Origin of the sequence: Tessaracoccus massiliensis, assembly GCF_000826065.2 — a bacterium.
Lineage (GTDB): Bacteria > Actinomycetota > Actinomycetes > Propionibacteriales > Propionibacteriaceae > Arachnia > Arachnia massiliensis_A.
This window is the reverse complement of the sequence record NZ_LN623539.1, coordinates 1-19,343: the sequence shown is the minus strand read 5'-3', so window position 1 is coordinate 19,343 and position 19,343 is coordinate 1. Positions and strand designations below refer to the sequence as shown.

Sequence of the window (19,343 nt, the reverse complement as noted above, 5' to 3'; positions counted from 1 at the left end):
AGTGTGTATGTCGTTCGCCAGCTCTGGCACGGCCCGCCCCACCCAGGAATCCGATGTCATCGTCGTCGGCGCAGGACCGGGCGGATCGGCGACAGCCACCTACCTCGCACGGCACGGCCTGTCCGTCACGTTGCTCGAGAAGTCGCACTTCCCGCGTGAGAAGGTCTGCGGCGACGGCCTCACCCCCCGCGCCACCCGGGCCCTGACAAAGATCGGCATCGACACCTCCGAAGAGGCCGGCTGGATCCACAACAGGGGCCTGCGCGTCTACGGCGGCCACGTCGAGCCCTTCGAACTGCTGTGGCCAGACCTGACGGACTTCCCGCCCTACGGCGTGCAGCGCCCCCGCGCGGATTTCGACGACATGCTCGCCCAGCACGCCGTCTCGGCAGGTGCGGAGCTGGTGCAGGGCGCCAACGTCACCGGTGCCGTCCTGGACGAACGTACCGGCCGCATCACCGGCGTCGAGACCAAGGACGGCCGCGTCTTCAAGGCCCCCTACGTGGTGGCCGCGGACGGCAACTCGTCGCGACTGTCGGTGTCGATGGGCCTCAACAAGATCGACAGCCGGCCCATGGGCGTGGCGGTGCGCACCTATTACAAGAGCCCGCAGACCAACGATCCGTTTCTCGAGTCCCACCTCCAGTTGTGGGACGGCGAGCCCGGCAAGTCCACCCTGCTGCCCGGGTACGGCTGGATCTTCCCGATGGGCGACGGCACCTGCAACGTCGGCCTGGGTGTGCTCAGCACGTCGAAGGGTTTCGGCCAGACCAACTACCGCGACCTCCTGAAGCGCTGGCTCGCCGCCACGCCGGAGGAGTGGGGCTACCGCGAAGAGAACATGGTGGGCAAGGTGCAGAGCGCCGCGCTGCCCATGGCCTTCAACCGCCAGCCCCACTACGGCCGGGGCCTGGTGCTCGTCGGCGACGCCGGCGGCATGGTCAGCCCCTTCAACGGCGAGGGCATCGCTTACGCCATGGAGGCGGGGGAGATGGCCGCCAACGCGCTGGCCGAGGCAAAGAGCCGCGGCGTCGGCACCGCGTCGGCCGAAAAGGCCATGCAGGCCTACCCCGCCGCGCTGAAGGACAGCCTCGGTGGCTACTATCGGCTCGGAATGATCTTCACCAAGCTCATCGGCGACCCGCGGATCATGTACATCTGCACCCGCTACGGCCTGCCCCGCCCCATGCTGATGCGCTTCGTCATGAAGCTGCTGGCCAACCTGACCGACTCCAGGGATGGGGACGCGATGGACCGGATCATTAACACCTTGTGCAAGGTCGCTCCGGCGGCCTGATCGGAAGGAAAGAAGGATGAACCCCTATATCCCCATCGTCGGCATGGTGCTGCTCGCCACCGTGTTCGTCGTGGTCTCCATGGGGCTGAGCCTGGTCACCGGCCCGGCTCGCTACAACCGTGCGAAGTACGACAGCTACGAGTGCGGCATCCAGCCCACACCCCAGCCGATCGGCGGCGGCCGGTTCCCGGTCAAGTACTACATCACGGCGATGATGTTCATCGTCTTCGACATCGAGGTCGTGTTCCTGCTCCCGTGGGCCGTGGCCTACAACCAGCTCAGCATGTTCGCCATCATCGCCATGATCGTGTTCATCGTGCTGTTCTTCATCCCTTACATCTACGTCCTGCGCCGCAACGGCCTCGACTGGGAATGATCGGAGATCTTATTTCATGGGTATCGAAGACAAGATTCCTAGCGGCATCCTGCTGACCACCTTCGAGGGCGTTTTCGGCTGGCTCCGCAAGGCCTCGTTCTGGCCTGCGACGATGGGCCTGGCCTGCTGCGCCATCGAAATGATGGCCTTCGGCACGCCGCGCTACGACTCCGGCCGATGGGGTCAGGAGGTCTTCCGCGCCTCCCCGCGCCAGGCGGACCTCATGATCGTCTCGGGCCGCGTGTCGCAGAAGATGGCCCCGGTCATCCGCCAGGTCTACGACCAGATGCCCAACCCCAAGTGGGTCATCTCGATGGGCGCCTGCGCATCGTCGGGCGGCATGTTCAACAACTACTCGATCGTGCAGGGCTGTGACCACTTCCTGCCCGTCGACATGTACGTGCCCGGCTGCCCGCCGCGCCCCGACATGCTGATCGAGGCCATGTTCAAGCTCCGCCAGAAGGTCCAGAGCCACCCGATCGGCGCCAACATGGAGCAGCGGATCGAGGACCTGGAGCAGGCCGCCCTCGCCGCACCCGCGAAGGTCGAGATGAAGGGGCTCATGCGATGAGCGACGAACTGACGCCCGAGGAGAACCTGCCGTCGACGTCTGGCATGCCGGCGCAGCAGCCGGTGTTCGCCAGCAAGGCCGGCATGTGGTCGCGCGGCTCCGGGGACACCTCCGGCTACGGCGGCCTCGCCCGCGAGCTGACGATGCCGGGCCGCTCCGAGCCCCCGTTCGACGAGCCGGCCGACGCCATCCACAGCCGTGCGCTGGAGGTGTTGCCCGAGGAACTGGGTGGCGCCCGCGTGCTGTTCGACCGCGGCGAGCTGACCATCTATGTGCCCCGCGAGCACCTCGCCGCCGTCGCCAAGACCTTCCGCGACGACCCGCACCTGCGGTTCGAGATCTGCGTGTCGGTCTCCGGTGTGCACTACCCGCAGGAGAAGGGCGCGGAACTGCACAGCGTCTACCACCTGCTCAGCTACACCCACAACCGCCGCGTCCGCCTCGAGGTCACCTGCCCCGAGGAGGATCCGCACATCCCGTCGATCGTGGCCACCTACCCCATGGCTGATTACCACGAGCGCGAGACCTGGGACATGTTCGGCATCATCTTCGACGGCCACCCGTCGCTGACCCGCATCCTCATGCCGGATGACTGGAAGGGCCACCCGCAGCGCAAGGACTACCCGCTGGGTGGCGTCGACGTCGAGTACAAGGGCGCGAAGGTGCCCGCTCCCGACAACCGGAGGACCTACTCGTGACCCACACGCATGCAACCACCGAAGACATCTTCGCCGGCAGCACCGACGAGAAGGCGGACCGCTTCTACCTCGCGCAGGGCGGCGACTGGGGCGACATCGCCGCAGAGCAGGCCGAGCGTGGCGACGAGACCATCGTCGTCAACATGGGTCCCCAGCACCCGTCGACGCACGGCGTGCTTCGCCTGATCCTTGAGATGGACGGCGAGACCGTCAAGTCCATCCGCCCCGGCATCGGCTTCCTGCACACCGGCATCGAGAAGAACATGGAGTACAAGACGTGGACCCAGGGCGTGACCTACGTCACGCGCATGGACTACGTCGCCCCGCTGTTCAACGAGGCCGTGTACTGCCTGGCCGTGGAGAAGCTGCTCGGCATCACCGACGACATCCCAGAGCGCGCGACCATCATCCGCGTCCTGATGATGGAGCTCAACCGCATCGCCTCACACCTGGTCGCCATGGGCACCGGCGGCATGGAGCTCGGCGCGCTGACGGTCATGACGATCGCCTTCCGCGAGCGCGAGATGATCCTCGACTTCTTCGAGGCCATCTCCGGCCTGCGCATGAACCACGCGTTCATCCGTCCCGGCGGCGTCGCCAACGACCTGCCTGAGGACGGCATCAGCCACCTGCGTACCATCGTCGACTGGCTGAAGAAGCACCTGCCCGAGTACGCCACGTTCTGCAACGAGAACCCCATCTTCATCGGCCGTCAGTCCGGCGTCGGCGTGATGGACCTCACTGCCGCCACCATGATGGGCATGTCCGGCCCGCCGCTGCGCGCCACCGGCTACCCGTGGGACCTGCGCAAGACGCAGCCCTACTGTGGCTACGAGACCTACGACTTCGACGTGGTCACCTGGGATTCCAACGACTGCTACGGCCGCTTCCGCATCCGTCTGCAGGAGTGCTGGGAGTCCCTCAAGATCGTCGAGCAGTGCATCGAGCGACTGGAGCGCACGCAGGGCCAGCCCGTCATGGTCGCCGATCAGAAGATCGCCTGGCCCGCGCAGCTGTCGCTGGGCGCCGACGGCCAGGGCAACAGCAACGAGCACATCAAGCACATCATGGGTGAATCCATGGAGGCCCTGATCCACCACTTCAAGATCGTCACCGAGGGTTTCCGGGTTCCGGTCGGCCAGGTCTACCAGGCCATCGAATCCCCCAAGGGCGAACTGGCGTGCCACGTCGTCTCCGACGGCGGGACCCGCCCCTACCGGGTGCATTTCCGCGACCCGGGCTTCAACCACCTGCAGGCGGTCCCGATGATGTGCGAGGGCGGCATGATGTCCGACGTCGTCGTCTCGCTCGCCAGCATCGACCCCGTCCTTGGAGGTGTGGACCGATGAGCGGCCATTTTGAGAGCCACTTCCCGGATTCCGGCTCGGTGGATTACACCGACCAGTCGAGCAACATCGACGAGACCACGATCGCGGAACTGCGCGAGCTCGCTGGCCGCTACCCGCAGCCGCGCTCCGCGCTGCTGCCGATGCTGCACCTGGTGCAGTCCGTGGACGGGCGCATCAGCCCCCGCGGCATCGAGGTGTGCGCCGACGTGCTGGGCATCACCACCGCCCAGGTCTCCGGCGTGGCCACCTTCTACACCATGTACAAGCGCCGCCCCGCCGGCAAGCAGCACGTGGGTGTGTGCACCACCGCGCTGTGCGCCGTGATGGGTGGCGACATCCTCCTCGATCGGGCCAAGAAGAAGCTCGGCATCGACGAGGGCCAGACCACCCCCGACGGCCAGATCTCGCTGGAGCGCCTCGAGTGCAACGCGGCGTGCGACTACGCCCCGGTGATGATGGTCAACTGGGAGTTCTTCGACAACATGACGCCCGCCAAGGCCGACGACCTGCTCGACCGCCTGCTGGGTGATCAGGAGGTCATCTCCTCCCGTGGCGCCGTCATCACGACGTGGCGCGAGGCAGAGCGCGTGCTCGCCGGCTTCCCCGACGGCCGTGCAGATGAGGGACCGTCCGCCGGGCCCGCGTCGCTGGCCGGCGTCGAGATCGCCCGCCAGAACAATTGGAAGGCCCCGGAGCAGGAGGCTGCACAGTGACCGATCTGCTGACCCCCGTCCTGAGTGAGCAGTGGGGCGAGCCCAACTCCTGGAAGCTGGCGCGCTACGAGGCCACCGGCGGCTACCGCGCGATGCGCAAGGCCCTGGGCATGCAGCCTGCCGATCTGATCACGCTGGTCAAGGACGCCAACCTCCGCGGCCGTGGCGGCGCGGGCTTCCCCACGGGCATGAAGTGGTCCTTCGTGCCGCAGGACAACCCCAACCCGAAGTACCTCGTGGTCAACGCCGACGAGTCGGAGCCGGGCACCTGCAAGGACATCCCGCTGATGATGGCCACCCCGCACACGCTGGTGGAGGGCATCATCATCTCGTCCTACGCCATCAACTGCCACACGGCGTTCATCTACTGCCGTGGCGAGGTGCTGCACGTCATCCGCCGCCTGCAGCAGGCGGTCCGTGAGGCCTACGCGGCCGGCTACCTGGGCAAGAACATCCAGGGCACCGGCTACGACCTCGACATCATCGTGCACGCCGGCGCCGGCGCCTACATCTGCGGCGAGGAGACGGCGCTGCTGGATTCGCTCGAGGGGCGCCGCGGCCAGCCGCGTCTGCGCCCGCCGTTCCCCGCCGTCGCCGGTCTGTACGCGTCGCCGACGGTGGTCAACAACGTCGAGTCCATCTCCTCTGTCCCCGCGATCGTCAACCACGGCGTCGACTGGTTCCAGTCGATGGGCACCGAGAAGTCCAAGGGCTTCACGATCTACTCGTTGTCGGGCCACATCAAGACCCCCGGCCAGTTCGAGGCCCCCATGGGCGTGACGCTGCGCGAACTCATCGAGTTGGGCGGCGGCATGCGCGACGGGCACGAACTGAAGTTCTTCACCCCCGGCGGCTCGTCGACCCCCATCCTGACGGCTGAGCACCTCGACACCCCCATGGACTACGAGGGCATGGCCGCGGCCGGCTCCATGCTGGGCACCAAGGCGCTGCAAATCTTCGACGACACCACCTCCGTGGTGCGCACCACGCTGCGCTTCGTCGAGTTCTACAAGCACGAGAGCTGCGGCAAGTGCACCCCGTGCCGCGAGGGCACCTGGTGGCTGGTGCAGCTTCTGATGAAGTTCGAGGCCGGCACCGCCGCCGAGGGCGACGTCGACAAGCTGCTCGACATCTGCGACAACATCGGCGGCCGCTCGTTCTGTGCGCTGGCCGACGGCGCGGTCGCGGCCGTGACCAGCGCTGTCAAGCACTTCCGCTCTGAGTTCGAGCAGGGCTACCACACGCCCGCGTGGGAGCTGTTCCCCTATGAGAAGAGCGCGTTGTTCGCCCCGGAAGGAGACGTCCGATGACCGTCGACGCCACGACGACCTCGGCTGAGGTGGCCCCCAAGCCCGAGTTGGTGACGCTGACCATCGACGGCACGGAGGTGAGCGTCCCGAAGGGCACGCTGATCATCCGCGCCGCCGAGATGGTCGGCACGGCCATCCCGCGCTTCTGCGACCACCCGCTGCTCGACCCGGTCGGCGCCTGCCGCCAGTGCATGGTTGACATCCCGGATGCCGGCAACGGACGCGGCTTCCCCAAGCCGCAGGCCTCCTGCACCATGCCGGTGGCCGAGGGCATGGTGGTCAACACCCAGCTCACCTCGCCGGTCGCCGAGAAGGCGCAGCGCGGCATGCTGGAGTTGCTGCTGATCAACCACCCGCTCGACTGCCCCATCTGCGACAAGGGCGGCGAATGCCCCCTGCAGAACCAGGCCCTGAGTAACGGCCCGGGGGAGAGCCGTTTTACTGAGCTGAAGCGCACCTTCCCCAAGCCGGTGAGCATCTCCGCGCAGATCCTCCTCGACCGCGAACGCTGCGTGCTGTGCGCGCGCTGCACCCGCTTCTCGGAGCAGATCTCCGGTGACCCGTTCATCGCCTTGGTGGAGCGCGGCGCGCTGCAGCAGATCGGTATCTACGAGCAGGACCCGTACGATTCGTACTTCTCCGGCAACGTGGTGCAGATCTGCCCCGTCGGCGCCCTCACCTCGGCCGCCTACCGCTTCCAGGCCCGCCCGTTCGACCTGGTCTCCGCGACCACGACCTGCGAGCACTGCGCCGCTGGCTGCGAACTCCGCACGGACCAGCGCCATCACCAGGTCAAGCGCCGCCTCGCCGGCGACAAGCCCGAGGTCAACGAAGAGTGGAGCTGCGACAAGGGCCGCTTCGGCTTCATGTACGGCCGCGGCGACGACCGCGTCACCCGCCCGCTCGTGCGGCGCGACGGTGTGCTCGAGCCCGCCTCCTGGCCCGAGGCGATCGACATCGCCGTCCAGGGGCTGCGCGCCGCCGGCACCGCCGTCGGCGTCCAGACCGGCGGACGCCTGACGGTGGAAGCCTCCTACGCCTACGGCAAGTTCGCCCGCGCGGTGCTCGGCACCAACAGCGTGGACTTCCGCTCGCGTCCCGCCTCGGCGGAAGAGGCCGAGTTCCTCGCCGCCCGCGTGGCCGGCCGGGAGTTGGGCGAGACGGTCACCTACGAGGACCTCGAGTCGGCCAAGCACGTGGTGCTGGTCAGCTTCGAGCCCGAGGACGAGTCGCCCATCGTCTTCCTCCGCCTCCGCAAGGCGGTGCGTAAGAAGAATCTCAAGGTCACCACGATCGCCCCGTTCAGTACCCGCGGCTCGGACAAGCTGGATGCCACGCTGGTGCCCGCCGCACCGGGGGCAGAGGCTGCCGCGCTCGAGCAGCTCGATGAGCTCGACTCCGGCACCGTGATCCTCGTCGGCGAACGCGCCGCCGCCCTCCCGGGCGTGCTCAGCGCCGTCGCGTCCAGGGCCGACGCCACCGGCGCCCGCCTCGCCTGGATCCCGCGCCGCGCAGGCGACATCGGCGCCATCGAGGCGGGCTGCCTCCCGGGCCTCCTTCCCGGCGGCCGTCCGGTCTCCGATGCGGCGGCCCGCGTCGACGTCGCGTCCCACTGGGGCGTCGGCTCGCTGCCCGCCGAGGCCGGCCTCTCCGCCGACGAGCAGTTCGCCGCGCTGGCAGACGGCTCGCTCAAGGCAGTGGTCGTGGCCGGCGTCGATCCCTACGACCTGGCCGATCCCGAGGCCGCACTGGCCGGCCTCGAGGCCGCCCAGTTCGTGGTGAGCATCGAACAGCGCATCAGCGCGGTCACCGAGCGCGCAGACGTCGTCTTCCCCGCGGATCTCCTCGAAGAGCAGTCCGGTCACTTCCTCAACTGGGAACACCGGGCCGGCCGGGTCAAGACCATCGTCAAGCGCCCCGTCTCGCCCATGACGGACATCCGTATCCTCGCTGCACTCTCCGATGCACTCGGCTCCGATCTCGGCTTCCGCGCCCCCAAGGCCGCCTACGCCGATTTCACCGAGCTCGGCGCCTGGGACGGTGCACGGCCCGCGGCACCCACCGTCGAGGCTGCCCCCGCCCGGGGCGAGCTCGTCGTCGCCGGCTGGCGCGAACTGCTCGACGCCTCGCAGGGCAACGACTACGAGTTGGCGCTGCGCGCCACCGCACGGCCCACCGTCGCCCGGGTCTCGGCCGCCACGGCTGAGCAGTTCGGGCTCTCCGAGGTGGTCACGGTCGAGGCCAACGGCACCGCCCTCGTGCTCCCCATCGAGATCGTCGCCGATATGGTCGACGGTGTCGTCTGGGTGCCCATGAACCCCGGCTCGGGGGAGCGGCTCGCCGCCACCCCAGGCACGCCAGTCCACGTCACGGCAGTCACGGTCGTTGAAGGAGCTTCGGCATGAACATCTTCATGAATGACCCCTGGTGGTTGATTCTGATCAAGGTGGTGGCGCTCTTCGTCATCCTGCTGGTCTGGACCATCTTCAACGTCTGGTACGAGCGGCGCCTCGTCGGCAAGATGCAGCACCGCCTCGGCCCGATCATGAACGGCCCCTTCGGCCTCGGCCAGGCCCTCGCCGACGGCGCCAAGCTGCTGGTCAAGGAGGACTTCCGCCCGAAGAACGCCGACAAATGGATCTTCAACCTGGCGCCGGTCCTCACAGCGGTGGCGGCCTTCACCTGCTGGACGGTCATCCCGTTCGGCGGCCAGGTCACCATGTTCGGTGTGGAGACCCGCCTGCAGCTGACCGACCTCCCGGTGGCGGCGGTGTTCATCCTGGCCTCCGCCTCGATCGGCATCTACGGCATCGTGCTGGCCGGTTGGGCCGGCAACTCCACCTACTCCTTCCTCGGCTCCATCCGCTCCACGGCGCAGATGATCTCCTACGAGATCTCCATGGGCCTGTCGATGGTGGCGGTGTTCCTGATGGCCGGCTCGATGTCCACCTCGGAGATCGTCGAGTCGCAGCGCCAGACGCTGCAGCTGGTGGTCCCGTTCACCAACACCGAGATCCCGCTGGGTCTGCAGAGCTGGTACTTCCTGCTGCTGATCCCGTCGTTCATCATCTACGCCATCTCCATGGTGGGCGAGACCAACCGCGCGCCGTTCGACCTGCCCGAGTGTGAGTCCGAGCTTGTCTCCGGCTACCTCACCGAGTACTCCGGCTTCCGCTACGCGCTGTACTTCCTCGCGGAGTACATCAACATGGCCACCGTCTCCGCGGTGTGCACCACGCTGTTCCTGGGCGGCTACCTGCCGTTCTGGCCGCTGAACAACATCGAGTTGTTCAACAACCCGTGGTTCGGCCCGATCTTCTTCATGATCAAGGTCCAGTTGCTGATCTCGGTGTTCGTGTGGCTGCGTGGCACGCTGCCGCGCCTGCGCTACGACCAGTTCATGAACCTCGGTTGGAAGGCGCTGATCGAGATCTCCCTGATCTGGATCATCGTGGTGGCCCTCGTGGCCAACACCCAGTTCCGCAACGCCACCCTTGGCCTCGGCCTCGCGCTGTTGATCGTGCTGTGGTGGCTGTTCGGTGGGAAGAACCCGGTCACCGAGACTCCGGCGGAGCGCCCCGTCGTCGAAGAGGTCTACGACCCCTTCGCCGGCGGCTACCCCGTGCCGCCGATGCCGGGCCAGATGCTGCCCGAGCTGGCCGGGGTCGTCCGCGGCCCCGGGCAGGACGAGACCGAGCCTGTTGCTGAGGTCACCGCAGAAGGGAATCAAGCCTGATGGGCATCTTCGATCAGTGGGCCGGTTTCGGCATCACGTTCAACACGATCTTCCGCAAGACGTTCACGCAGTCCTACCCGCACAAGAAGGGCGCGGAGAAGGTCACCATGCCGCGCTTCCATGGCCGGCACCAGCTCAACCGCTGGCCGGACGGCCTGGAGAAGTGCGTCGGCTGTGAGCTGTGCGCATGGGCCTGCCCGGCAGACGCCATCTATGTGGAGGGCGCCGACAACACTGACGACGCCCGTTACTCGCCGGGTGAGCGGTACGGGCACGTCTACCAGATCAACTACCTGCGGTGCATCTTCTGCGGCCTCTGCATCGAGGCCTGCCCCACCCGAGCGCTGACGATGACCAACGAGTTCAAGATCTCGGATGACACGCGCCTGAAGCTCATCTACGAGAAGGAAGACCTCCTCGCGCCGCTGCTCAGCGGCATGGAGCAGCCCCCGCACCCGCGTCGTCTCGGCGACGACGAGAAGGACTACTTCCTGGGCCTGCCGTCCACCGGCACGCCCGACACCCGCACCGGCTCTACGACCACAGGAGCGGCCAAATGATCCCCCTGATCCCGCTGGTGACCGCCAGTGAGGTCGCCTTCTGGGTGTGCGCCCCCTTCGCTGTGGTGTGCGCCCTGATCTTCCTCCTCTCGCGCAAGCCCATCCACTCGGCTGTCGCGATGGCCGGCGTCATGGTCTCCCTGGCCGTGCTGTACGCCGCCCAGGACGCACCGTTCCTGTTCGTCATCCAGATCGTCGTCTACACCGGCGCCATCCTGATGATGTTCCTCTTCGTCGTCATGCTGATCGGTGTCGACTCGATCGACTCGGTGGTGGAGACCCTCAAGGGCCACCGCATCGCTGCGTCGCTGGTCGCGCTGGGCGTCGGCATCCTGATGATCGCCGCCGTCGGCCAGTTCACCATGGGTGGCCAGCCGGCCGGCCTGGCTGAGGCCAACGCCGAGTACGGCGGCAACATCCCGTCGCTGGCCGCGAAGCTGTTCGGCGAGTACGTGTTCCTGTTCGAGGCGAGCGCCGCCCTGCTCATCACCGCCGCCGTCGGCGCGATGGTGCTGGCCCACGGCGAGCGCCTCCGCGCGAAGGACTCCCAGGTGGACTCCGCAGAGGCCCGCAAGCGCGCCTACGCCGAGGAGGGGGAGCACCCCGGCCCGCTACCCAACTCTGGTGTGTTCGCCAGGCACAACGCGATCTCCATCCCGGCACTGCTGCCGGACGGCTCCGTCGCGGAGAAGTCGGTGTCGCAGACCCTCACCATGCGTGGTGTGGTGGTCGATGTCGACGAGCTGCGCGCCCCCACCACCGCCGCTTACGGCGCGCTCGAGGGTCCCACCGATGAGATCGAAGGAGACGACGAATGAACCCCGAGGGTTTCCTGATCCTGTCGGCGATCCTGTTCGCCATCGGCATCGCGGGCTTCCTGCTGCGCCGCAACGCGATCATCGCCTTCCTGAGCATCGAGCTGATGCTCAACGCCACGAACCTCGCGTTCGTCGCGTTCGCCCGATTCCACGGCAACCTCGACGGACTCGTCGCGGCCTTCTTCGTGATGGTCGTGGCAGCCGCCGAAGTCGTGATCGGTCTGGCGATCATCGTCGCCGTATACCGCTCCCGCCGCTCGGCCTCGGTCGACGACGCCAACCTGATGAAGCTGTAAGGGGTCATTGAGCGTGCAACTCCTTGAATCTGTCTCCGCCCTGTCGAGCACCGGCCTGATGGTGTGGCTGCTCGTCGCCATTCCGTCGGCGTCCGCCGCCTTCCTGCTCGTCGCCGGTAAGGCCACCAACACCTGGGGCCACTGGCTCGGCACCCTGGCCCCCATCGCGTCCTTCGCGATCGGCGTGGTCCTGTTCCTACAGCTCCTCGGTGCCCCCGCCGATGACCGCGCCATCAACGTCGACCTGTACCAGTGGATCGCCACCGGCAACTGGTCGATCGAGCTCGGCTTCCTGGTGGACCAGCTGTCGATCCTGTTCGTGCTGCTCGTCACCGGCGTGGGTTCGCTGATCCACGTCTACTCGATCGGCTACATGGCCCACGACGAGCGCCGTCGCCGGTTCTTCGCCTACCTGAACCTGTTCATCGCGGCGATGCTCATCCTCGTGCTGGCCAACAACTACCTCGTGCTGTTCCTCGGCTGGGAGGGCGTGGGCCTCGCGTCCTACCTGCTGATCAGCTTCTGGGCGCACCGCCCCGCCGCGGCCGCCGCCGGCAACAAGGCGTTCATCGTCAACCGCGTGGGAGACCTCGGCCTGTCGATGGCGATCTTCTCCATGCTGGCCATGTTCGGCTCGGTGCGGTTCGAGGACGTCAACGCCGGCGTCGAGAACCTCAGTCCGCTGTGGGTCACGCTGATCGGCTTCTTCCTCCTGCTGGGTGCCTGCGGTAAGTCCGCGCAGGTGCCGCTGCACAGCTGGCTGCTCGACGCGATGGAGGGCCCCACCCCGGTGTCGGCCCTGATCCACGCGGCCACCATGGTCACCGCCGGCGTCTACCTCGTGGTGCGCTCGCACGTGATCTACGAGGCGGCCCCCATCGCCACCACCGCGGTGGCCATCGTCGGTACGGTCACGCTGCTGGCCGGTGCCTGGATCGGTACGTCGAAGGATGACATCAAGAAGGTCCTCGCGGGCTCCACGATGTCGCAGATCGGCTACATGATGCTCGCCGCGGGCCTTGGCCCCATCGGTGCCTCGTTCGCGATCTTCCACCTGATCACGCACGGCTTCTTCAAGGCCAACATGTTCCTCGGCGCCGGCTCCGTGATGCACGGCATGCACGACGACGTGAACATGCGCCACTTCGGCGCGCTGGCCAAGCCCATGAAGATCACGTTCCTGACGTTCGCCATGGGCTACCTGGCCATCATCGGCTTCCCGTTCCTCTCCGGCTTCTACTCGAAGGACCACATCATCGAGGCGGCCTTCCAGCAGAACATGATCTACGGCGTGCTCGCCATGATCGGCGCCGGCATCACTGCCTACTACATGACGCGCCTGATGATGATGACGTTCTTCGGCGTGAAGCGCTGGGAGGACGGCGTCGAGCCGCACGAGTCGCCGCTGGTCATGACGGTGCCGCTGATCGTGCTCGCCATCGCCTCCGTCGGTGCGGGCCTGCTGATGAACGGCTGGATCCAGGACTGGCTGGCCCCCACCACGGGCCAGGAGCCGCACAACACCCCGCTGATCCACTTCACCACCGTCGGCCTCATCACGCTCGCCGTGGTCGCCGTCGGCGTGGCGATCGGCTGGTTCCTGCACAAGGGCGACATCCCCCGCGAGGCGCCCGCCACGAAGAACCCGATGGTGCTCGCCGGCCGCAACGACCTCTACGGCGATGCGTTCAACGAGCACGTCGTCATCCGCCCCGCGAAGGGCCTGGCCACCGGCCTGGGCGCCTTCGACCGCGGCGTGGCAGACGGCGCGGTGATGGGTTCCGCGGCAGTGGCCAGCGGTGTGGGCGAATGGTTCCGCAAGCTGCAGAACGGTTACGTGCGCAGCTACGGCCTCACCGCCGGGGTGGGCCTGCTCGCCCTCGCCGCCGTCGTCATCATCGGGCAGCTGGGCTAAGGAGTATCTGAGAAATGACATTGCCTCTTTTGACCATCCTTGCCCTGCTGCCCATCGTGGGCGCGCTGGTGCTGTTCTTCCTGAAGGGCCACGTCGGCAAGCTCGTCGGCTACGGCATCGCGCTGACCACCCTCGTGCTGGGCGTGCTGGTGTTCGTCCTGCACACGCAGGGTGAGGCGCTCGCCGAGAACGTGCCGTGGATCTCGTCGATCGGTGCGCACTACGCCCTCGACATCGACGGCATGGGCGCCATCCTGGTGCTGATGACCGTGATCATCGTCCCGGTCGTGCTGCTCGCCGAGTGGCACGTCGGCGAGGAGCCCGGCTCCCGCTGGGGCGGCTCCACGTTCTTCGCCCTCGCGCTGCTGATGCAGGGCCTGGCGCTGTTCGTGTTCATGGCCTCGGACATCCTGCTGTTCTACGTCGCCTTCGAGGCCACGCTGATCCCCACCTACTTCCTCATCGGAGGATTCGGTGGGCCGCGTCGCCGCGCGGCTGCCGTGAAGTTCCTGATCTACTCGCTGGCCGGTGGCCTCGTGATGCTGGTCGCTGTGGCCGGTGTGTACGCCGCCACCGCGGCCCAGGGCAACCCGAGCTTCCTGATCGGCGACTTGGTGGGCCTCGACATGAGCACCTCCATGGGTCGTTGGCTGTTCGCCGGCTTCTTCTTCGCCTTCGCGGTGAAGGCGCCGCTGGCCGGCCTCCACACCTGGCTGCCGGACACGGCGGAGCAGGCCACGCCCGGCACCTCGACGCTGCTGGTCGGCATCCTGGACAAGATCGGCACCTTCGGCATGATCAAGATCTGTCTGCAGGCGTTCCCGGAGGCCACGCAGTGGGCCACCCCGGTGATCCTGATCTGGGCCATCGTCTCGATGCTCTACGGCGCGTTCATGGCGTTCGGCGCCAAGGACCTGCTACGCCTGGTGTCCTACACCTCGATCAGCCACTTCGGCATCATGGTCTTCGGCATCTTCGCGTTGACCACCCAGTCGCTGACCGGCTCGATCTTCTACATGCTCAACCACGGCCTGTCCACCGCCGCGCTGTTCCTCGTCGTCGGGTTCATGATCCATCGCCGCGGCACCGCCGACATCGACGCCTACGGAGGCGTGCAGAAGGTGGCCCCGGTGCTCGCTGGCGTGCTCCTGATGTCGGGCCTCTCGGCGCTGGCCCTGCCCGGTATGGGCAGCTTCGTGTCCGAGTTCCTGGTGCTGGCCGGCTCCTGGCAGCGCCACCCGGTCCTCGTCGTGTTCTTGGTGCTGGCCATGGTGCTGGCAGCCGTCTACGTGCTGCGCATGTACAAGACCACGATGACCGGCCCGGTGACCGAGCAGGTCACCACCCACGTGACCACTGATCTCACGCTTCGCGAGAAGGCCGTGGCCGTCCCGCTGATCGGTCTGCTCCTCATCCTCGGCTTCTTCCCGCAGCCGGTGCTGAACGTGGCGGATCAGGCAGCTCAGGGCGTCATGGGCACCGTCGGCGTGACGGATCCCGCCCCGCAGGCAGAGGAAGGCAACTGATGATCAACCTCTTGGAGACGCCGATCCCGGCTCCGACTCTGGAGTGGATGCTGCTGACGCCGCTGTTCATCCTGCTGGGTGTGGGTGCCCTCGGCATCCTGCTCGAAGGGTTCCTGCCGCACCACCTGCGCCACCCCGTGCAGGCTGGTCTTGCCACCATCGGCATCCTCGCCGCGCTGGGCGTGACCATCCTCAACTGGGTGCAGGAGGCGCCGTCGCTGGCGGCCATGGGGCTGCTGGCGATCGACGGCCCGGCCTACGTGTTCTGGACGATCCTGCTACTGGTCGGTCTGGGTGGGGTTGCCCTGTTCGCCGAGCGCCGCGTCGGCGGCGGCGTGTCGGCGTTCGCGTCGTCTGCCGCCACCGTGCCGGGCTCCCCGCTCGAGCGCGAGGCTGACCGCCTCCGCCGGGAACACACCGAGGTCTACCCTCTGATGGTGTTCGCGCTGTTCGGCATGCTGCTGTTCGCCGCCACCAACAACCTGCTGGTGGTGTTCGTGGCCGTCGAGATCCTGTCGCTGCCGCTGTACCTGCTCACGGGCATGGCGCGTCGCCGTCGCCTGCTGAGCCAGGAGGCTGCGCTGAAGTACTTCCTGCTGGGCTCCGTGGCCTCGGCCATCATGCTCTACGGCATCGCGATGCTCTACGGCTACTCCGGGTCGCTGCGCCTCGCGGGCGTCGCCGAGGCCATCAGCGCGAACGCCGGGTCGCACTGGCTGCTGCTGGGCGGCATGCTGCTGACCTCGGTGGGCCTGCTGTTCAAGATCGGCGCCGTGCCGTTCCACATGTGGACCCCCGATGCCTACATGGGCGCGCCTACCCCGGTGACCGGCTTCATGGCCGTGGCCACCAAGACCGCAGCCGTGGCTGCGCTCCTGCGCGTGTTCTACGTCGCGCTCGGCGGCCTGGCCTGGGACTGGCAGCTGTTGTTCGCGGTGGTCGCCGTGATCACGATGCTGGTGGGCGCCACCGCGGCGCTCGCCCAGACCGACATCAAGCGCCTGCTGGCCTACTCGTCGATCGCCCACGCCGGCTTCATCCTCGTGGGCGTCGTCGGCGCCGTCGAGGCGGGGGAGGGCATCTCGGTGGCCTCGGTCGCCGCCGTCGCGTTCTACCTGCTGACCTACGGCCTGGCCACGCTCGGCGCGTTCGCCATCGTGATGATGGTGCGCCGCGCAGGCGGCGAGGCCAACGGGCTGGACGCCTGGAAGGGCCTCGGCCAGCGCAGCCCCGTCGTAGCGGCGCTCATGACGCTGTTCATGCTCAGCTTCGCCGGCATCCCGCTGACCGCGGGCTTCATCGGCAAGCTGACCGTCTTCGCCTCCGCGTGGCAGGGCGGCTACGGCTGGCTCGTCCTGGTCGCGGTCGTGATGAGCGTCATCGCCGCCTTCTTCTACCTCAAGGTCGTCGTGGCCATGTGGTTCCAGGACGCCGATGAGGAGACCGTGGGCGAGGTTGAATCCGCGTCCATCGCGACATGGGTTGTGCTCGCGGTCGCCGGTGTGGCTACGCTGGTCCTCGGCCTCGTGCCGGGTGTCGTGCTCGACCTCATCGCCGGCGCCGCTCAGTTCATCCGCTGACACCACGCTAGGAGATAGCCAGTGGGCAACGCCCCGCTCGACGCACGCCTCACCACCCTCCTCGACGAGTTCGAGGAGCGGCTGGTGGAGAGCGCCGTTGCCAGCTCACCGTTCGTGACCGAAGCTGCCCGCCACATCATCGCGGCGGGCGGCAAGCGGTTCCGGCCGCTGCTGGTGTTCCTCTCCGCGCACTTCGGTGACGAGGCGGACCATGAAGACCTGATGCGCGCCGCCCAGGTGATGGAGCTCACGCACGTGGCGAGCCTCTACCACGATGACGTCATGGACGACGCGGACCTCCGCCGCGGTGCCCCCTCGGCCAACCGGCTGTGGGGCAACTCCGTGGCCATCCTGGTGGGCGACTTCCTGTTCGCCCGGGCATCCACCACCGTCGCGGAACTCGGGGTCGAGTACGTCATGCTCCAGGCTGAGACCTTCTCCCGCCTGGTCCAGGGCCAGATCGCCGAGACCAAGGGCCCGGCAGAGGGCGAGGACCCGCTGGCGCACTACATCCAGGTGATCGCCGACAAGACAGGCTCGCTGATCGCCGCGTCGGCCCGGTTCGGCGGCATGGTCTCCGGCGCCTCCGATGAGGTGCTCACCGCGCTGGCCAACTTCGGTGAGGAGATCGGGCTGGTGTTCCAGCTCTCCGATGACCTGATCGACATTACCTCCACCACCACGGGCAAGACCCCCGGCACCGATCTGCGCGAGGGCGTGCCCACCCTGCCCGTGCTGATGCTCCGCGCGGAGAACGATCCCGCCGACGCCGCCCTGCTGCGGCTGATCGACGGCGACCTCACCTCGGATCCGGCCCTCGAAGCCGCGCTCCAGGGGCTGCGGGAGCATCCGGTGATGGGTCGCGCCAAGGCGGAGGTCGAGCGGCACGCCGACATCGCCCGGGCCCACCTCGCGCCGCTGCCCGACGGCGAGGCGAAGGACGCGCTCCTTCAGGTGAGCGCCGATCTGGTCAACCGCACCACCTGAGCCGCGTCCCCGTGAGGTAGAGTGGGCAGGCTTTTGTCCACACTCTGCTGAAGGTGAGTGATGCCTCGTGGTGCTGCGCGCGCCAGGTATGCCGCTGGTCCTGCTGACCGCGTCCATCGCGTTCGCCGGGTTCGCGCTGCTGATGCCCGTCTCACCCCTCTGGGCCGCCCAGGGCGGTGCGGGAGAATTTGGCTCCGGCCTGGCCACGACGGTACTGATGGCCACCACCGTGCTCACCCAACTGCAGGTCAACCGGCTGCTCGCGGCATGGGGCTGGACGCGTACCCTTGCGCTCGGCCTGATTGCCCTCGGTCTGCCCGCGGCGCTGCAGGCGATCAGCCCCGAACTGTGGGTGGTGCTGGGCACCAACGCGCTGCGCGGAGTGGGCTTCGGCATCATCACCGTGTGCTGCTCCACCGCTGTCGCGTTGCTGGTACCGCCGGAGGCGCGGGGCAGGGGCGTGGGCCTATACGGCTTGGCCGTGTCCATCCCGCAGTTGGCGCTGATGACGGTAGCGCCGCTGCTGACCGAGACCATCGGCACCCGGTGGACGCTCATCCTGGGGCTCGTGCCCGTCGTGGCGCTGCTGTGGGTTGCCCAACTGGGCCGGGAGATCGTGCGCCAGACGGCCGATGACCCCACCGCCTCCACGTCCGGCGCGCCGCTGCTGAGGGTGCTGCCCCGCATCTGGGTGCCCGTGTTGGCGCTGCTCCTGGTCACCGCCTCCGGCGGCGCCGTGCTGACCTTCGCGCCGCAATTGGTGGACAACACCGCGGTGGCGATGACCGTGCTGCTGGGCGTCACCGGCGTCGCCGCCGTCGGCCGGTTCGGCGTGGGCGGCCTCAGCGACCGCTACGGCACGAGGCCTTTCATCTGGTCCCTGCTGGCCGTTGCCGGCGTGGGCCTGGCGGCCATCGCGCTGTCGCTGACCAACCGCTCCGTGGTGTGGATCATCCTCGGCGCCGCCCTCCTCGGCTTGGCCTACGGCGCGCTGCAGACGGTCACGCTGGTGCGCTCCTACGCCGATGCGGGCGAAGAGAACCGCCCCTCGACCTCGGTGATCTGGAACGTGGGCTTCGACGTCGGCACCGGCACCGGAGCCATGGCCATCGGTGCGCTGGCCGGCGGCTTCGGCTTCGGCCAGGCCTTCGCCGTCACCGCTGTGGTCGTCGCCGTCGCAGCCGTCACCATCCTGCTCAGGGAACGCGTTCGCTGATCCCTGAGCGTGAGCGCCACCTATGCCACAGGTGAGTGCCGCATTCTCTGATGGGGGCATTCGCCGCCCATGCCAAAGGCGGTCACGCTGTGGCCATGGTGATCCTGGTTGAGCCGCTGCCCGCGTCGCTGGTTGAGCCCGCGAGTTCTACGAGCGGTGTCGAAACCCGCAGCCGGTCCCTGAGCCTTGATCCACCGGTGGTGGTGGGGTTTAGTGGCTCTTCGGACTTGAGCGTGGGGTGAGCGTGGATCCGATGGCGGGCGTGTCGGCGGGGTGAAGGGGGTCGAGGCCCTCAAGAATCGGGGTTACCACACCGCCTGATCTTCAAGGACCTCGACGATGCCCGATCCTACTTCCTGCTGCCGTGCCGCGGGCGGCTACTGCCAGCGCTGTGA

Annotated in this window: 17 protein-coding genes; all 17 read left to right on the top strand. The window is 67.7% G+C overall.

Annotated features, from left to right (window positions below; genetic code table 11):
- Nucleotides 1–7: 7 nt before the first annotated feature.
- The 17 genes from BN1186_RS01955 (at nucleotide 8) to BN1186_RS01875 (ending at nucleotide 18,948) form a co-directional block, all read left to right on the top strand.
- A complete protein-coding gene (locus BN1186_RS01955) occupies nucleotides 8–1,297 on the top strand; it encodes a geranylgeranyl reductase family protein (protein ID WP_052459663.1) in 1,290 nt (429 codons plus the stop codon).
- 16 nt (nucleotides 1,298–1,313) lie between these two features.
- Complete coding sequence (locus BN1186_RS01950) at nucleotides 1,314–1,673, top strand: NADH-quinone oxidoreductase subunit A (RefSeq protein ID WP_040282077.1); 360 nt, start codon at nucleotides 1,314–1,316, stop codon at nucleotides 1,671–1,673.
- Nucleotides 1,674–1,689: 16 nt separating this feature from the next.
- The gene (locus BN1186_RS01945) at nucleotides 1,690–2,244 is read left to right on the top strand and encodes a NuoB/complex I 20 kDa subunit family protein (protein WP_040282075.1); all 555 of its coding nucleotides are present in this window, start codon (nucleotides 1,690–1,692) and stop codon (nucleotides 2,242–2,244) included.
- Nucleotides 2,241–2,942, top strand: a complete 702-nt coding sequence (locus tag BN1186_RS01940; RefSeq protein WP_040282073.1) for an NADH-quinone oxidoreductase subunit C — start codon at nucleotides 2,241–2,243, stop codon at nucleotides 2,940–2,942. Before BN1186_RS01945 ends, BN1186_RS01940 begins: the two co-directional genes overlap by 4 nt.
- A 26-nt stretch (nucleotides 2,943–2,968) precedes the next feature.
- Nucleotides 2,969–4,291, top strand: a complete 1,323-nt coding sequence (locus BN1186_RS01935) for an NADH-quinone oxidoreductase subunit D (protein ID WP_040282316.1) — start codon at nucleotides 2,969–2,971, stop codon at nucleotides 4,289–4,291.
- Nucleotides 4,288–5,004: an NADH-quinone oxidoreductase subunit NuoE gene (nuoE, locus tag BN1186_RS01930; protein WP_040282071.1), complete on the top strand. Its 717-nt coding sequence runs from the start codon at nucleotides 4,288–4,290 to the stop codon at nucleotides 5,002–5,004. The genes BN1186_RS01935 and nuoE overlap by 4 nt, the downstream gene beginning before the upstream one ends.
- The gene (gene nuoF / locus BN1186_RS01925) at nucleotides 5,001–6,314 is read left to right on the top strand and encodes an NADH-quinone oxidoreductase subunit NuoF (RefSeq protein ID WP_040282069.1); all 1,314 of its coding nucleotides are present in this window, start codon (nucleotides 5,001–5,003) and stop codon (nucleotides 6,312–6,314) included. The genes nuoE and nuoF overlap by 4 nt, the downstream gene beginning before the upstream one ends.
- Nucleotides 6,311–8,719, top strand: a complete 2,409-nt coding sequence (locus BN1186_RS01920) for an NADH-quinone oxidoreductase subunit G (RefSeq protein ID WP_040282067.1) — start codon at nucleotides 6,311–6,313, stop codon at nucleotides 8,717–8,719. The genes nuoF and BN1186_RS01920 overlap by 4 nt, the downstream gene beginning before the upstream one ends.
- Nucleotides 8,716–10,050: an NADH-quinone oxidoreductase subunit NuoH gene (nuoH, locus tag BN1186_RS01915; protein ID WP_052459662.1), complete on the top strand. Its 1,335-nt coding sequence runs from the start codon at nucleotides 8,716–8,718 to the stop codon at nucleotides 10,048–10,050. Before BN1186_RS01920 ends, nuoH begins: the two co-directional genes overlap by 4 nt.
- Nucleotides 10,050–10,610 (top strand): NADH-quinone oxidoreductase subunit NuoI, encoded by a 561-nt coding sequence (gene nuoI, locus BN1186_RS01910; RefSeq protein WP_040282065.1) that lies wholly within the window; start codon nucleotides 10,050–10,052, stop codon nucleotides 10,608–10,610. Before nuoH ends, nuoI begins: the two co-directional genes overlap by 1 nt.
- The gene (locus tag BN1186_RS01905; RefSeq protein WP_040282063.1) at nucleotides 10,607–11,428 is read left to right on the top strand and encodes an NADH-quinone oxidoreductase subunit J; all 822 of its coding nucleotides are present in this window, start codon (nucleotides 10,607–10,609) and stop codon (nucleotides 11,426–11,428) included. Before nuoI ends, BN1186_RS01905 begins: the two co-directional genes overlap by 4 nt.
- Entirely contained in the window at nucleotides 11,425–11,724 is a 300-nt protein-coding gene (nuoK, locus tag BN1186_RS01900) for an NADH-quinone oxidoreductase subunit NuoK (protein ID WP_040282062.1), read from the top strand. Before BN1186_RS01905 ends, nuoK begins: the two co-directional genes overlap by 4 nt.
- 58 nt (nucleotides 11,725–11,782) lie before the next feature.
- Complete coding sequence (gene nuoL / locus BN1186_RS01895; protein WP_040282312.1) at nucleotides 11,783–13,639, top strand: NADH-quinone oxidoreductase subunit L; 1,857 nt, start codon at nucleotides 11,783–11,785, stop codon at nucleotides 13,637–13,639.
- Nucleotides 13,640–13,653: 14 nt separating this feature from the next.
- The gene (locus BN1186_RS01890) at nucleotides 13,654–15,165 is read left to right on the top strand and encodes an NADH-quinone oxidoreductase subunit M (RefSeq protein ID WP_040282061.1); all 1,512 of its coding nucleotides are present in this window, start codon (nucleotides 13,654–13,656) and stop codon (nucleotides 15,163–15,165) included.
- Nucleotides 15,165–16,745 carry an NADH-quinone oxidoreductase subunit NuoN gene (gene nuoN / locus BN1186_RS01885; RefSeq protein WP_040282060.1) on the top strand — a complete coding sequence of 527 codons (1,581 nt, stop codon included), beginning with the start codon at nucleotides 15,165–15,167 and terminating at the stop codon, nucleotides 16,743–16,745. The genes BN1186_RS01890 and nuoN overlap by 1 nt, the downstream gene beginning before the upstream one ends.
- Before the next feature lie 21 nt (nucleotides 16,746–16,766).
- Nucleotides 16,767–17,732, top strand: coding sequence for a polyprenyl synthetase family protein (locus BN1186_RS01880; protein WP_040282058.1), 966 nt, complete (start codon nucleotides 16,767–16,769; stop codon nucleotides 17,730–17,732).
- Between the two features lie 67 nt (nucleotides 17,733–17,799).
- Complete coding sequence (locus tag BN1186_RS01875; protein ID WP_139650756.1) at nucleotides 17,800–18,948, top strand: MFS transporter; 1,149 nt, start codon at nucleotides 17,800–17,802, stop codon at nucleotides 18,946–18,948.
- Nucleotides 18,949–19,343: the final 395 nt, after the last annotated feature.